The sequence below is a fragment of the Sphingomonas sp. PL-96 genome (genome assembly GCF_020707215.1).
Lineage (GTDB): Bacteria > Pseudomonadota > Alphaproteobacteria > Sphingomonadales > Sphingomonadaceae > Sphingomonas.
In genome coordinates this window covers 21,144-33,886 of the sequence record NZ_JAJFET010000005.1, presented here as the reverse complement: position 1 = coordinate 33,886, position 12,743 = coordinate 21,144, and the positions used below count along the sequence as shown (strand labels likewise).

The 12,743-nt window shown below is 68.3% G+C and carries 11 protein-coding genes and 1 pseudogene; 7 read left to right on the top strand and 5 right to left on the bottom strand.

Annotation, left to right across the window (positions count from 1 at the left end):
• Positions 1-205: 205 nt before the first annotated feature.
• From LK533_RS17975 to LK533_RS18060, 3 genes and pseudogenes are all read right to left on the bottom strand, one after another.
• A complete protein-coding gene (locus tag LK533_RS17975) occupies positions 206-988 on the bottom strand; it encodes a DNA -binding domain-containing protein (protein ID WP_229362854.1) in 783 nt (260 codons plus the stop codon).
• Positions 989-1,259: 271 nt separating this feature from the next.
• Entirely contained in the window at positions 1,260-1,967 is a 708-nt protein-coding gene (locus LK533_RS10665) for a DUF2285 domain-containing protein (RefSeq protein ID WP_229362853.1), read from the bottom strand.
• Between the two features lie 34 nt (positions 1,968-2,001).
• Positions 2,002-2,061: pseudogene (locus tag LK533_RS18060) on the bottom strand (transcriptional regulator domain-containing protein); the annotation flags it as partial.
• A 289-nt stretch (positions 2,062-2,350) separates the two neighbouring features.
• On the opposite strand from LK533_RS18060, the gene LK533_RS10660 reads away from it, so the two are divergent.
• The 7 genes from LK533_RS10660 (at position 2,351) to LK533_RS10630 (ending at position 7,913) form a co-directional block, all read left to right on the top strand.
• Entirely contained in the window at positions 2,351-3,121 is a 771-nt protein-coding gene (locus LK533_RS10660) for a LuxR family transcriptional regulator (protein ID WP_229362852.1), read from the top strand.
• Positions 3,122-3,173: 52 nt separating this feature from the next.
• A complete protein-coding gene (locus LK533_RS10655; RefSeq protein WP_229362851.1) occupies positions 3,174-3,782 on the top strand; it encodes an acyl-homoserine-lactone synthase in 609 nt (202 codons plus the stop codon).
• Positions 3,779-4,657: a phytanoyl-CoA dioxygenase family protein gene (locus LK533_RS10650; RefSeq protein WP_229362850.1), complete on the top strand. Its 879-nt coding sequence runs from the start codon at positions 3,779-3,781 to the stop codon at positions 4,655-4,657. Before LK533_RS10655 ends, LK533_RS10650 begins: the two co-directional genes overlap by 4 nt.
• The gene (locus LK533_RS10645) at positions 4,654-5,259 is read left to right on the top strand and encodes a GntR family transcriptional regulator (RefSeq protein WP_324255289.1); all 606 of its coding nucleotides are present in this window, start codon (positions 4,654-4,656) and stop codon (positions 5,257-5,259) included. The genes LK533_RS10650 and LK533_RS10645 overlap by 4 nt, the downstream gene beginning before the upstream one ends.
• A 109-nt stretch (positions 5,260-5,368) precedes the next feature.
• Complete coding sequence (locus LK533_RS10640) at positions 5,369-5,500, top strand: benenodin family lasso peptide (RefSeq protein WP_229362846.1); 132 nt, start codon at positions 5,369-5,371, stop codon at positions 5,498-5,500.
• 41 nt (positions 5,501-5,541) lie between these two features.
• Positions 5,542-6,222: a lasso peptide biosynthesis B2 protein gene (locus LK533_RS10635; RefSeq protein WP_229362844.1), complete on the top strand. Its 681-nt coding sequence runs from the start codon at positions 5,542-5,544 to the stop codon at positions 6,220-6,222.
• Positions 6,219-7,913, top strand: a complete 1,695-nt coding sequence (locus LK533_RS10630) for an asparagine synthase-related protein (protein ID WP_229362843.1) — start codon at positions 6,219-6,221, stop codon at positions 7,911-7,913. The genes LK533_RS10635 and LK533_RS10630 overlap by 4 nt, the downstream gene beginning before the upstream one ends.
• On the opposite strand, the gene LK533_RS10625 is transcribed toward LK533_RS10630, so the two are convergent.
• Positions 7,811-9,916, bottom strand: a complete 2,106-nt coding sequence (locus LK533_RS10625; RefSeq protein ID WP_229362842.1) for an Atxe2 family lasso peptide isopeptidase — start codon at positions 9,914-9,916, stop codon at positions 7,811-7,813. The two genes, LK533_RS10630 and LK533_RS10625, sit on opposite strands and share 103 nt — an antisense overlap.
• A gap of 11 nt (positions 9,917-9,927) precedes the next feature.
• Positions 9,928-12,738 carry a TonB-dependent receptor gene (locus LK533_RS10620; protein ID WP_229362841.1) on the bottom strand — a complete coding sequence of 937 codons (2,811 nt, stop codon included), beginning with the start codon at positions 12,736-12,738 and terminating at the stop codon, positions 9,928-9,930.
• Between the last annotated feature and the right edge of the window lie 5 nt (positions 12,739-12,743).

The window sequence follows — 12,743 nt, the reverse complement described above, 5'->3', positions numbered from 1 at the left end:
GAGCGCGGTCGTGCGCTGGCCGCACGGGGCGCCTTTCCCGGCACGTCCTGAAATTCTGCTTCTAAGCGTTTCGAATGCCGTCGGGGCGGGGCGGGCCGATCCCCTCCCGTCGCGGGTCGGCACGATGGCACCTGCAACATCGGCGGCTGCCATGCCGTCGATGGATGGGAGCTTGCTGACCGGTATCTGAACGAGCAGCGGGCGGTCACCAGCGCAGGAGCGCTTTGTAGCCTCCCGCCGCCATCTCGCGGGCTAGCGTGATCAGCCGGCGGGATTGCGACTTGAGCGCCTCGTCGGCCCATTCGTCCTGGACCCGCTCGCGTCCGAAGAGCATCACGCCGATGTCCCGAATGCTTGCTCCCTCGGCTAGCGCATCATGGGCGCGCAACGCCATGACCTGCCGCCGAAGGCGCTGGCGAGCGCGCGCGGCGAGTCCGGGAAAACGCCCGGCGTGCCGCAGATGGAGAAATCGCCGCAGCGCGGCCAGCGCAGGGGCGCTCTCCTCCATGCCCGGCAGGACGTGGACCAGCGACACCGGTCCGTCCAGCAACGAGCCGGATAGCACATCCAGGCGAACGCTGCCGGCACCGTTGCTAAGCAGGATGTGCTGGCAGCGGGCCCCGGCAACGGCGGTTGCCATCACTCCGCACCGGGCGAGGTCGAAGGCCGCACCGGCCCGGTCGGAGAGCGGCAGCGCGATGACCTGCAGAACCGAGGGGTCGACGTCGGCACTCCATAGGAGTGGCGTGTCCATCCATGGCCGGCCGGCCGACGGCATGGCCAAGCATCCCCAGCGCGCCGTACAGTCGGGCGGGGCGGCATCGACGATCGTCACAATACCGGTCGCGGGCGCACGCGCCGGGCTGGCAAGCCGACGATAGTCGGGGTCGCGCCGGAGCCATTCCCAGGCAAGGTCGGCCGGAGCGGCACCGGCGAGGTCGCGACAGGCTGTGGCCGCCGGCAGATCCCGTTTCAGGGAAGCGGCCACGGGACATCAGCCGCCGGCCGTTCAGCCCAGCCCGCGCGGCGTAGTCGTGCAGGCGGCGGGCGTGTCGACGCGCACCCGCGTCATGAGGCCGAACAGGAGCACATGGTGGAATATGCGTGCGAGGCTCTCGCCGTTCATGGCAGCCCTCCGGGCTCGACCCGGCGACCGCTTGCCGCCGGTTCCGCAAGGATGCCGTGTCGGGCAATCGAGCAGCAGAGTCGAAAAGGGCACTTGGCGAAGTTGACACCCCCGGGCGGGGCGAGGAACCGCATCACACGTGATCCGGCCGCGCCGTGGGGCCGCAGGCGCAGTGCCAAGGCTGGTCATCCGCCCCCGTCTCGTGCTTCGCCGCCGCATGCCGGGATGGAGGTCGTGGTCGCAGCAGGTTGCGATATCCGCCTGCCGCCAGATCGCCAGCGGCCTTGGCCAGCCGCCGAACCCGCGAGTGCAGCGACCGCCCGCCCGCGTGCCACTCGCTCGCAACACGCGCGTCGCCGAACAGCGCCAGCGCGATGTCGCGGTAACTGGCGCCGCCTGCGCGGGCGTCGGCGACCCGCAGGCACTCCACCCACCGCCCAGTGCGCGGATCATGGGGGAAAAGCGTCGAGGCAAAGCGGCCGGATCGGCACAGCGCCATCAGGCGGCGGAGCGGCAACAGCCGCGGTTCAGCCGTGGCGACACCTTGCAATTGGTAGCGAAGCAGCACGGGGCCGCCAGCCATTAGCGAGCCGGACTCTACGTCGATGCGGATACGCTGCCAGCCATTGGTCAGGACGGCATGCTCCTGGCACTCCGCCCCAGCCACCACGGTCAGCCATGGGGCCAGCCGGTCGAGGTCGATCGCATCGGGATTAGCAGCCGGGAGGGGCTCGACCCGCACGGGCAGCGCGCCGGGATCGAGGTCCGCATGCCACAGGATGCGCGCCTCCGGCGCCGGGACGACGGGATCCTCGGCGAAAGTGAAGCCCCCAGTGCGCAAGCCCGCAAGGGGCGGCTCCGCTGCTGCCAGTCGCCTTGCTCGCGCTGGTATACCAGGCGACGTAGGCCGGGTCGCGGCGCAGCCATTCCCACATCAGTCCCGCCCGATCGATGCGGGCGAGCCGCCGATAGGGCGCGGGATCGCGCCAGTCCCGGCCGCCAGCCGGATCAGCCATGCCATGGCATTGAGAAAGGGCGAGACATGCCCGCCGCCCGTTCGGGCGCCTCGCTTGGGGCCGGCGGGTGGATGTGATAGCGTCGTGCCTTCCAGCAATGCGTGCCATGCCGGACTGAGGCCCCGGCGCGGTGCGCGCAGCGACGGGAAGGGACGGTCGCGAGGGCGCCGGTGGCTTGAAGCACCGCTCGCAGCCGGGTTGATGCGCGATGCGCATGCACGCGATGGCGGTCGAACTGATGAACCTCGTCGAGGCGGCGCAGAGCGCCGACGACCTCGCCGACGCCGTTGGCCATCTCACGGTCCAGCTTGGCTTCGAATATTTCGCTCTGACCCATCATGTCGACATCGAGGCTGCGACTGCCGACGCAATCCGCATCCACAACTATCCGGAGGCGTGGGCCGACTATTATGATCGCCATGCGCTTGGCATCTCCGATCCGGTCCACCGCGCGAGCCATGTGACGAGCGTCGGCTTCTGCTGGTCGCGCATCCCCGACATGATTGCGCTCACGCCGGCGGACCACAGGACACTGGAACTTGGCCGCCAGCAGGGGATCGGCGATGGCTTCACCGTCCCCGCGCATGTACCTGGCGAAGCACGTGGCTCCTGTTCCTTCGCGCGCCCTGCGGGCCGCGGCCTGCCATGCGACGAGCTGCCGCTGGCCCAGCTCGCCGGCGCGTTCGCGTTCGAGGCCGCGCGGCGGGTGTGGATCGGGCGGGGACGCCAAGTGGAGAACGCCCCTAGGCTGACGGACCGCCAGCGTGACTGCCTGCTGTGGATCGCCCGGGGCAAGAGTGACTGGGAAACCAGCCGGATCCTCGATGTCGGCGAGGAGACGGTAAGGAGCCATGTCAAGCAGGCGTGCGAGCGCTATGATGTGAGCAAGCGGACATCCCTGATCATCCGGACCTTGTTCGACGGGACGATCAGCTTCGGTGACGTGCTGAGGCGGGGCCATCCCCCTTTCGGGGGATAGCGAGGGAGCAGCCGGAACAAGGATCATGGCTGCGGCCAAAGGAGAGCCCGCCATGATCCAGTTGATCCAAGCCAAAGCCGATCCAACGCGGCATGCAGTGCTTCGCAACATGTTCGCAGCGCGCAAGCAGGTGTTTGTCGATCTGCTCGGATGGGACGTGCCGGTGCTCGCCGGCACCTACGAGGTCGACCAGTTCGACAACGAGGCGGCGCGCTACCTCGTCATTACCGACGATGACGGGAAGCACCTTGCCTCCACGCGGCTCCTGCCGACGACGCGCCCCCACCTGTTGGGCGACCTGTTCCCGATGCTGTGCGAGGCAGGCGTCCCGACGGACCGTCATGTATTCGAGATCACCCGCTTCTGCCTCGACCGGTCGCTCACCGCCCACAGGCGCCGCGAGCTTCGCAATGCGCTCGTGGTTGCGCTGGTCGACCATGCCCATGCGACCGGCATCAGGGCGTACAGCGCGATCACGGGCATGAGCTGGTTCCAGCAGATCCTCGCCTTCGGGTGGCGCTGCCGCCCGCTCGGGTTGCCGCAGATCATCCAAGGCGAGATGCTGGTCGCGATCGAGATCACGATCGATGCCGATACCCGGCCCCGGCTCGCTGCCGCCGGCATCGTCGCGGTGGCACCAGCAGAGGCGCTTGCGGCATGAGCGTGTCCGCGATCCCGGCCAGCGCCGACGAGTGGCGGGAGCTTCTACTCGACCAAGGCTATTGCATCATCCCCAACCTGCTTCCGGCCGAAACGCTGGCCCGGCTGGACAGCGACCTGGCACGCGATTTCGCACGAACGCCGTTCGGCCAGGGCAACTTCTACGGCGAGACCACGAAGCGCTTCGGACGCCTGCTGGCGCGCTCATCCCACGCGGAGGCGCTGGTCCGGCACCCACTCGTCGTCGAGATCGTCGAGCGGCTGCTGACGCGCTGGTGCGACACGGTGCAGCTCAATGTCGCCCAGGCGATTGCGGTGCATCCGGCGGCACCGCAGCAAGTGCCGCATCGCGACCAGGAGATGTGGCGCGTCGAGCCGGGTGCCGCCGAGTACCTCGTCAACGTCATCTGGCCGCTGACGCCGTTCACCCCAGACAATGGCGCAACCCTGGTCTGGCCACGCAGCCATGGCCGGCATGCGGCGAGCCATGATCCGGAAGCGGAAGCCGTCGCGGCCGCAATGCAGCCGGATTCGGCGCTCCTGTTCCTCGGCTCGACGCTTCACGGCGCTGGTGCCAACCGGACGGGCGGGGTCCGGCGCGGAATCGTCATCGGCTATTCGGCCGGCTGGCTGAAACCTTACGAGAACCAGTGGCTCGCCTATCCCCCGGTGATCGCCCGGCACTTCACGCCCGAACTCGCGGCGCTGGTCGGCTATCGCCAGCATCGTCCCAATCTCGGCAATTTCGAGGGCCAATGCCCATCGATCCTGCTGCGTGACGGGCCCGATCAACCCATCGGCGCGGTGGATGCGCTGCGGCCCGACCAGATCGAAATGGTCGAGGCATTCGCAGCTCGCCAGCGGGCCGGGCGGTGAATGCCGGGCCGGTAGCCGAACGGGTCCATGAGGCGCTCCGGCATATGATCCTCAACCGGGTGGTGCGCCCGGGCGCGAGGCTCGACCCGGCTGCGCTTTCGGATGTGCTGGCGGCAAGCGCGACACCGGTGCGCGAGGCGCTCTTCGTGCTCCATGGCGAGGGCTTGGTCGATCTGCGCCCGGGCGGCGGGTTCCTCGTGCCCATGGTCGACGCCCCGGCGCTTGCCGACCTCTATGCGTGGAGCGACGAGTTGCTCGGACTCATACTGCGCAGCGCCGACCTTCCGGCGCTCGCGGCATCTGGCATGGCGACGGATCCGTCTGCCGATGGCACCGAGCGCACGGCTTGGCTGGTGGCACGGCTTGCCGGAGCTTCCCCCAACGAGGAGCATCGCCGCGCCGCGAGGGACGTGAACGCGCGGCTGCATGCGGCCCGGCTGGTCGAGCCGACCTGCCTTGCCGGCATCGAAGAGGAGCTCGCGCGGCTGGTGGCCAGCGCCGCTGTCGCCGATGCCGGGCAGCTGCGCGCAGGGTGGCGCCTCTATCATCGCCGGCGGCAGCGTGCGGCTCCGGCGATCGTCCGCGCGCTGCTGCGCGACTGACGGTTATCTACTTTCGGCATATCGGAGGCGTATAAAGTTCGTATTGCGGGCGCCTCGACCCATTCTCCCGAGGCCGCAAAATTCATGCGGCGCTTCGAAGGAGTAGGTCATGGAACGTCTGAACGAACAGCTCGAAACGCCGGTCGACCTCGGTGCGGCGAGCGTCGAAACCCAGGGCGCGCCCGGATCGCGCACCGAGTTCGGCGTGATCGCCGAGCCGCTCGGCCTGGAAGCGGAGTGAGCAGGAGGGCAGGCGCCGAGCGCGCCTGCCCTTTGTTCGTCATGAACGCCTCCTATCGCACACGACCAGCCCTGGGTTTCGCGCGGTTCGACGATTGTACGATCGTGCTTGACGTGAGTGCGGATCGATACTGGCGACTGAGCGCCGCTGCAGGAACGTTGCTACAGAAGGCAACGGAGGGCGCGCCGCTCTGCGGAACGGAGGCGGGCTTCTCGCAGCTTGCGCGCCTCGGATTCCTCGTCGCCGACGGCCAGAGCCAAGACGATGGCGCCCGTTTCTTGCCGGGGCGTGCCGCAACATCCGCAACCGCCGATATCTTCGATGGCGAACCTGGAGCGGCGCCTGTTCCGCCCGCGCTCGCCGGCCGGATCGCGTGGGCCAGCATGTCTGTCCGGCTGGAGTTGCGGATGCTGCCGCTGCGCCAGGTCCTCGCCCGGTACGCATCCCGCCGCTCGATCCCGGTGAACGGGGACCGGCCCGGGCTTGCCGAGCTTGGCCACACTTTCCATCAGACGCGCCGGTACCTGCCGGTTCGCCCACGATGCCTGCCGGATTCGCTGGCATTCCTCCGCATCGCGGCAAGCCAGGGATACGAGCCGAGCCTGGTGTTCGGAGTCCGAGCTACGCCGTTTGCCGCACATTGCTGGGTACAGGACGGTAGCAGGGTCCTGACGGATCGTGTCGATCATGTCCGGCGGTTTCGGCCGCTTCTGGTCCTATGACGGTGCCGCGCTTCCTTGCCGTGATCGCCGGCAGCGCAACGCTCCGCGCGACCCTGGCCCGCTGGGCGGCAGCGCATGCCGGCATGCAGGTCATTTGGGAAAATGGCGCACTGGTCGTGCTCGCCTCGCCTGGCGCTTCGGTTTCGTCGCTCCACGACGGGCTCGTGGTAGGGCGGATCGTGGGCGAGCCTTCATCGCTTACCATCGACACGCTGATCGAGGGTGCCTGGGGTAACTATGTCGCCTTTGCATGCGCGGGAGCCGGAGGTGTCACCATCGTCCGGGCGCCGATGGGAACCCTGCCCGCCTTCGTTACCACAATTGGCGGCGCGCTCGTCATCGCCAGCGATGTCCACGACCTCGTCGGCGTCGCCGGCATCACTCCGACGATCAACTGGGATTTCATGGCCGGGCATCTTGCCTTCCCGCACTTGCGAGCCAGGGCAACCGGACTGGCCGGCATCGACGAGGTCATGCCCGGGGAAAAGCTCGTCAGAAATGACGAGAGTAGCACGATCTCGGCGGCCTGGTTGCCCTGGTGCTTCACTGGCGCCAGCCTAGCCATGGAGGACCCCGTGGAGGCTGCCGAACTCGTGCGCCGGGCGGTTACTGAGGCCGTGAGCGGATTGGTGCAGCCCTTCCGGCACCCTCTGATCGAGCTTTCTGGTGGCCTGGATTCGTCGATCCTTGCCGCGAGCCTGCGGTACCTTGGTGCCAGCGCGAACGCCGTCACCGTGGCAACCACGGATCCGGAAGGAGACGAGCGTGAGCATGCGCGGCGTGTCGCGGATTACTGCGGACTGGCCCTTGCCATCCGGTCGGTGCCGGAGGGGATCGATCTCACCTCCCGAGACGAAGTGCGGGGTGCGCGTCCGGGACTGCCGATGATCCTGCGGCTCGCGGATCGCCTGTTCGGGGACGTGGCCGATGCGACGCACGCGGACGTGTTCGTGAGCGGCACTGGCGGCGACAGCGTCTTCTGCTCTCCGGTCTCGGCGGCACCTGCGGCTGACCTGCTGCGGCGCTTTGGTCCCGGACGGCAGTTCGCCCGCACCGTCGCTGACCTGGCGCACCTGCGGGATGCCTCGATCTGGCGCGTCGGTGCGATGGCCGTGCGGCAGGCGTTCCGGCCGCCGGTCGACCGGCTCTGGCCAAGAGCAACGGCCTTTCTGGATCCAAAGATGATCCCGTCCAGTCCTCCCCCGCATGCGTGGTTCGACGAGCCGGCGCTGACACGACCGGGCAAGCGCAGCCATGTGCGATCGATCCTTGCCGCGATGGCCCATCTCGACGGCTACCCGCGGCACAGCGTCGCGCCTTCAATCTATCCATTGATGAGCCAGCCCGTGGTCGAGGCGTGCCTCCGGGTGCCCACCTGGCTTCAGGTCAGGCAAGGCCGGAACCGCGCGATCGCACGCGAGGCCTTTCGCCGCTTCCTGCCCGCTGGGCATGTCGACCGGCGCACCAAGGGCGGCCTCGATGGATATTGTTCGCGCGCCATCGCCGCGAACCGGGTGCGCCTCAAGCCCTACCTGCTCGACGGCGCGCTTGCCGGTGCGGGGCTGCTCGATCGCCTTGAACTGGAACGCTATCTCTCAGATCCGGCGCTGCCTGCGGACGATCGCCGGTTCTGGCTCTTGCCGCTCATCGACGCCGAGGCTTGGTCGAGGAGCTGGGTCGAGGCGAGGTGAGCACATGCCGCCGCTGGTGCTGCCGGCCAGGCGCACCAGCGGCGATATTGCTCCTCCTTGGCCGGATCGCGGTCAGCGTCATGACCAAGCCAGAAGCGAAACCAGTCGAGATTGCGTCGATTGGCGACAAGGCGATGGCGCGGTTGCCACTTGATGTGCGCCTCGTCGGCGAATGCCCAGAGTTCCGCCGGGACAGCTGCACGCTGAAGCCGGGCAAGCAGCTCGACGTTGGGGCGGTACTCCTGCTCGGGCAGCTGCATGAGGAAGGGCGTGCGGATGCGATCGACATTGTAGGCCGGCGACAAGCGGCGCCATGCCGGGTCAGCCGGACTCGGTTCGCCCAGGCCCCATTCCCGCTGCAGCGCTGCGGGGACATCGCGGCCGGCAACGGCATTCAGCCAATAGTAGGTCGGCGTCGGCATGACATTGGCAATGGACAGGGCTGCAAGGCGGCCGGGGGCGTGGATGGCGATCCACGCGGCCACCTCGCCGCCGAAGCTGACTCCGCCCAGTCCGACGCGGGCGGGATCGACGATGTTGCGGGCGGCGAGGCTGTCGATGATGGCCTCGATCCCACCCTGCGCGATCCTGTAGGCGTCTGCCTGCGCGCCAGGTCCGTCCTGGGCGGGGTACCGGTTGATGCACAGCGCGGCGATCCCCTGCTCCGCGAGTTGGCGCAGCGGAAACTCGTCGCCTAGTCCCCCGCGGAGGAATCCCGAACAGGAATAATAGGTGATGAAGAGCGGCACCGGCCCATCGACCCCGGTCGGCCGCAGCAGGTGCCCGGTAAACAAACGACCCGTGGCATCATGCCATTCGAGCGGTTCGAAGCTGCTGGTTACGCGACTGGCAAGCAATGCGTTCGGGGTGGCGAGATCGCGTATCCGGCCATCGCCGAGATCGACGGCGATCAACCGCGGGGGCGCGTTGGCCAAAGCGGAGACGCAGACTGCGGTTGCCGACGAGACCGCGCAACCCCTGCTGCGATCGCGGCCGCCGTTCCAGGCTGCGATGCCGTGGGCGATCTCGGTGACCTGTCCGCTTGGGACGTCCCAACGCAGGAGGCGGGTGCCGCCATTCTCCAGGCTCTCTGTCAGCAGCAGCTGGTCTGCGCGAGGCAGCCAGGCTGCGTGACGGATGCGGCGTCCGCGGCAGGACGGAGCGGCGCATTCGATCAACCGCGTTCCCCGGGCCACGACGGGCTCGACCACGCCACTGCGATATCGCAGGTAGACGCTGCCGCGCGCGTCACCGGGATGGGCCTGGCTGATGATGGTTCCCGGGTCGAGCCCGGGCGGCATGGGCTCGGGCGTGGCGGGCTGTTGCTCCGCCGCGGTCGCGGCCCGCAGTGCGAAGGTCGCGAGGTCTAGCATGCGCGTGGAGGGCGCTCGATCGTCGAGCAGTCCTCCGACGCCGAACCATACGCCGTGCAGCCGTTCGGAGGCGCGCCGACCGTCGATCCTACCGCCCAGCAGCAAGGGGCGCGATGGATCGACGCGCGCATCGACGAGCACCCCCTGGTCACGCGCGGCCTCTTCGGCCCGTCGAATATCCGTCCGCGGCGCCTTGACCTGCAGCAAGGCGCGATGGCGAGGAAGCGGTCGAAGCTCCGCAACATCCCCGGCTTCGGAGGTGAGGCGCTCGGCGCGCGATCCATTCGTCGCAGCGCGCCAGACCTGCGTCTCTCCGTCGATCGTAGCGCGATAGACGATCCAGCGGGAATCCGGCGACCATATCGGCGCTTCGGCGAGCAGGGTCCCATTGAGCCAGCTGCCCCCGCCGGCACCCGCCAATCGCCGCGGGGGCGCGGTGCCGTCCACGGGCACGACATACCAGGCGAGGTCATAGCCATTCTGCTCGATCGAGGCGGTCTCCTGCCGATAGGCAGCAAGCCGGCCGTCGGGCGAGATGCTGACGCTCGAGAGATCGGTGAGCTCGATGGTTTCCCGCAGCGTCGGACCACCCCTGGACGCAGTCGCCGAGAGCGCGAGAAGCGTGGCCAACAGGAGCCGCCTCACCAGCTTTTCACCAGCTGGAGGGCGACGACCCGGCCCACCGGGCTCGCCTGCTCCGGGTCGAATCCGGAGGCCGAGAAGGGCGTGCGGTTGTTTACATAGGGCGGGGCCTCGTCGAGCAGGTTCGTCGCCGCCAACGAGAGACGCATGTTTCGCAGGGCACCTTTGTCGGCGCCGAACATGTGCCAGACCTGCAGGTCGAGCGTCGTCCAGGATTCGACCTGCTCGACCGGGGTCACGCCATTGTTCAGGTAGCCGCCTACATGGTTGACGAAAGCCGCCGCGCCGATCGAGCCGAAGCTTGCCACCGCCCGCGCGCGAAGTTTCAAGTCGGTGGCATTGCCGATGTTACCGGCGACATCGGAGGCGGGGGCGGTCTGCGTCAGCTTCTGGCGTATGTGGAACAGGTATGCGCCACTCAGGCCGAGCTCGAGACGGCGGTCGCGCGTTCCGGTGGCGTAGCCGACATCGAAGTCGATGCCCTTGATCGTCGTGCGTGCCAGATTGGCGTTGCGGGCATCGACAATAGCGCGAATGGCGGATGCGTCGATGCCGTTTGGATTGATAAAGTAGGGATTGGCGTAGAGGGCGGCGACCTGCTCTGCGCTCGGATTGTCGAGGATCAGGGTCTCGAAGCGACTGCGCTGGGAGAGGACGGACTGGAAATCAACGGCGACATTGTAGATCCGGTCGCGGTAGGCGACGTCGAAATAGGTCGCCCTGGCGGTTATGCCCGAGAGGATGGCGGGCGTGGCCTCGACACCGACCGTCCACGTGCGGGCTTTCTCGGGGCCGATGTCCGGATCGTTGCCGAACAGCGCGACCACGGGGGTGCTCCCGGTCGGTGAGGCAGGATCGGCAAGCCGGAACGGCACCACCTGATCGAGCCCGGGACCCCCGCGAATGTCCAGAAAGCTCGGGGCGCGGAAGGATGTGCCGAGCGATGCCCGCAGCTTGAGGCCGTCCGCAGGCTCGTAGCTTATCCCCAGCCTTGGATTGGTCGTGGTGCCGAAATCGCTGTAGTCCTCGACCCTCGCGGCCAGCGACACGTCCAGCCGCCGCACGCCCGGAACCTGCTGGTCGGGGCTGGCCAGCGGGACCAGCAGCTCGCCGTAGCCGGCGAGGATTGCGCGGGTGAGCGGGAAGCCCGCATTGCCGCCGTCGATGGGCGCCGCCGTGAACTGGTCCTGAAGGAGACTGAAGCCGTTCCGCTCCCGACGATACTCGCCGCCGATCGCGACGCGGAGATCGCCGGCGGGCAGGCGGGCAAGCGGGCCGTCTGCCTTGGCGTTGACGGACCAGACCCTCGATGTACCCGTCTGCCGGTATCCGCCGCGAATGCGCTCGATCGTCGCTGCGGATGTGTGGCTGCCGTCGCCGAAGGGATTGAACGCCGTACGAGGGTCGGGGTCCGCAAGCGCCTGGGCGAGCCGGAACTGGTTGACGACGTTGGTGGCGGTTTGCCGCTCGCGCTGCTCGCCATAGGCACCGCCGAATTCGACCAGCCAGCGACCAGGCGAGAAGCCGAGGCCGGCGGTCCCGCCGACATTCCGCACCTTTGTTCGCAGACGGAACGGTCCGAGGTCCTGCCGGAAGTCATAGCGAACGCTGACGGGCTGCCCGGTACCGATCGGGTCGACGTAGAAGGGATTCGCGGGCGTCACGGTGAACGGCGTCAGACCCGGGAGATAGCGCGCATCGGACAGGCGATCCGCGAAGAATCCCTTGGCGCGAAAGATCACGTCGGCGTCGAGACGCTGCTCGAGGGCCAGATAGGCCGAGTGGCGTCGACTGTACGGCAGGAGATCGGTCCCTTTGCGACCATCGGTGAGGTTCGGCGTCCCGGCGATCAGGTCGCCGGCCGCGAGTGTGCGCCCATCCTGCCCGCGCGGAACGCCGAACACGCGACCGTCCGCCGCAACGAGCGTCGCCGGATTGCCGAAGGCTTGCCGGTAGTCGGGGCCGCCGAACGCGCGCAGGTCCTCGGTCGCGTATGTGCGTTCATCGGCGCCCAGCCGGCCGCGCCGGTAGAATTCATATCCGCCAGCCAGCCGGCCGCCCTGCCAAGCAGTGCCGAGCAGCTGGCTCGCCTGCACCTCGTCGAAGCCATCGGCGATGCCGTAGCGCAGCCGGGTCTCGGCGCCTTCGAAGGTGTCGCGCAGGCGCACATTGACGACGCCGGCCACGGCGTCCGACCCGTAGAGGGCCGACGCGCCGTCGGGCAGCACCTCGATGCGATCGATGGCGCTGGACGGGATCAGGCTCAGGTCGACGAACGTGCTGCCCGCACCCAGCGCCGTACGGTTGCCATCGACGAGCACGAGCGTCGACGTGACCCCGAGCCCGCGCAGGTTCACGCCTGATCCGTATCCGATGTTCGCGCTCGCATTGTTGCGCGCGGAAAAGCCGGGCGTGGTCTCCGAGGGTCCACCGCCGAAGTTTTGCGGAAGGGCCGCGAGAATATCCTGCGTCGTCGCGCGGCCGCTCTCCTCGATCTCCCGGCGCCCGATCGTGACCACATTCGCGCCCACGGGCGCTGCCCCCCGGATCCGCGTACCGGTGACGACAACACCGCGCGCTTCTTCCGACGTGGATTCGTCCTGTCCAAGGATCGGTGGCCTATCGATCGCCGTTCGGATCACGAAGCCATCGCCCACACGTTGGGCGCGCAGCCCGGTGCCGGCCAGTACCCGCGCGAGTGCAGTCGCAACGTCGAACCGCCCCTTGAGCGCCGGGGCGCTGCGTCCCCCCACCAACCCGGAGGAGACCATGATGCCTTGTCCCGACAGGTGCGCGATTGCCGTCAGCATGCTGC

Coding starts and splice junctions, on each gene's coding strand:
- LK533_RS10660 (WP_229362852.1), top strand. CDS start 2,351: ATGCGCATGCACGCGATGGCGGTCGAACTGATGAACCTCGTCGAGGCG.
- LK533_RS10655 (WP_229362851.1), top strand. CDS start 3,174: ATGATCCAGTTGATCCAAGCCAAAGCCGATCCAACGCGGCATGCAGTG.
- LK533_RS10650 (WP_229362850.1), top strand. CDS start 3,779: ATGAGCGTGTCCGCGATCCCGGCCAGCGCCGACGAGTGGCGGGAGCTT.
- LK533_RS10640 (WP_229362846.1), top strand. CDS start 5,369: ATGGAACGTCTGAACGAACAGCTCGAAACGCCGGTCGACCTCGGTGCG.
- LK533_RS10635 (WP_229362844.1), top strand. CDS start 5,542: ATGAACGCCTCCTATCGCACACGACCAGCCCTGGGTTTCGCGCGGTTC.
- LK533_RS10630 (WP_229362843.1), top strand. CDS start 6,219: ATGACGGTGCCGCGCTTCCTTGCCGTGATCGCCGGCAGCGCAACGCTC.
- LK533_RS10620 (WP_229362841.1), bottom strand. CDS start 12,738: ATGCTGACGGCAATCGCGCACCTGTCGGGACAAGGCATCATGGTCTCC.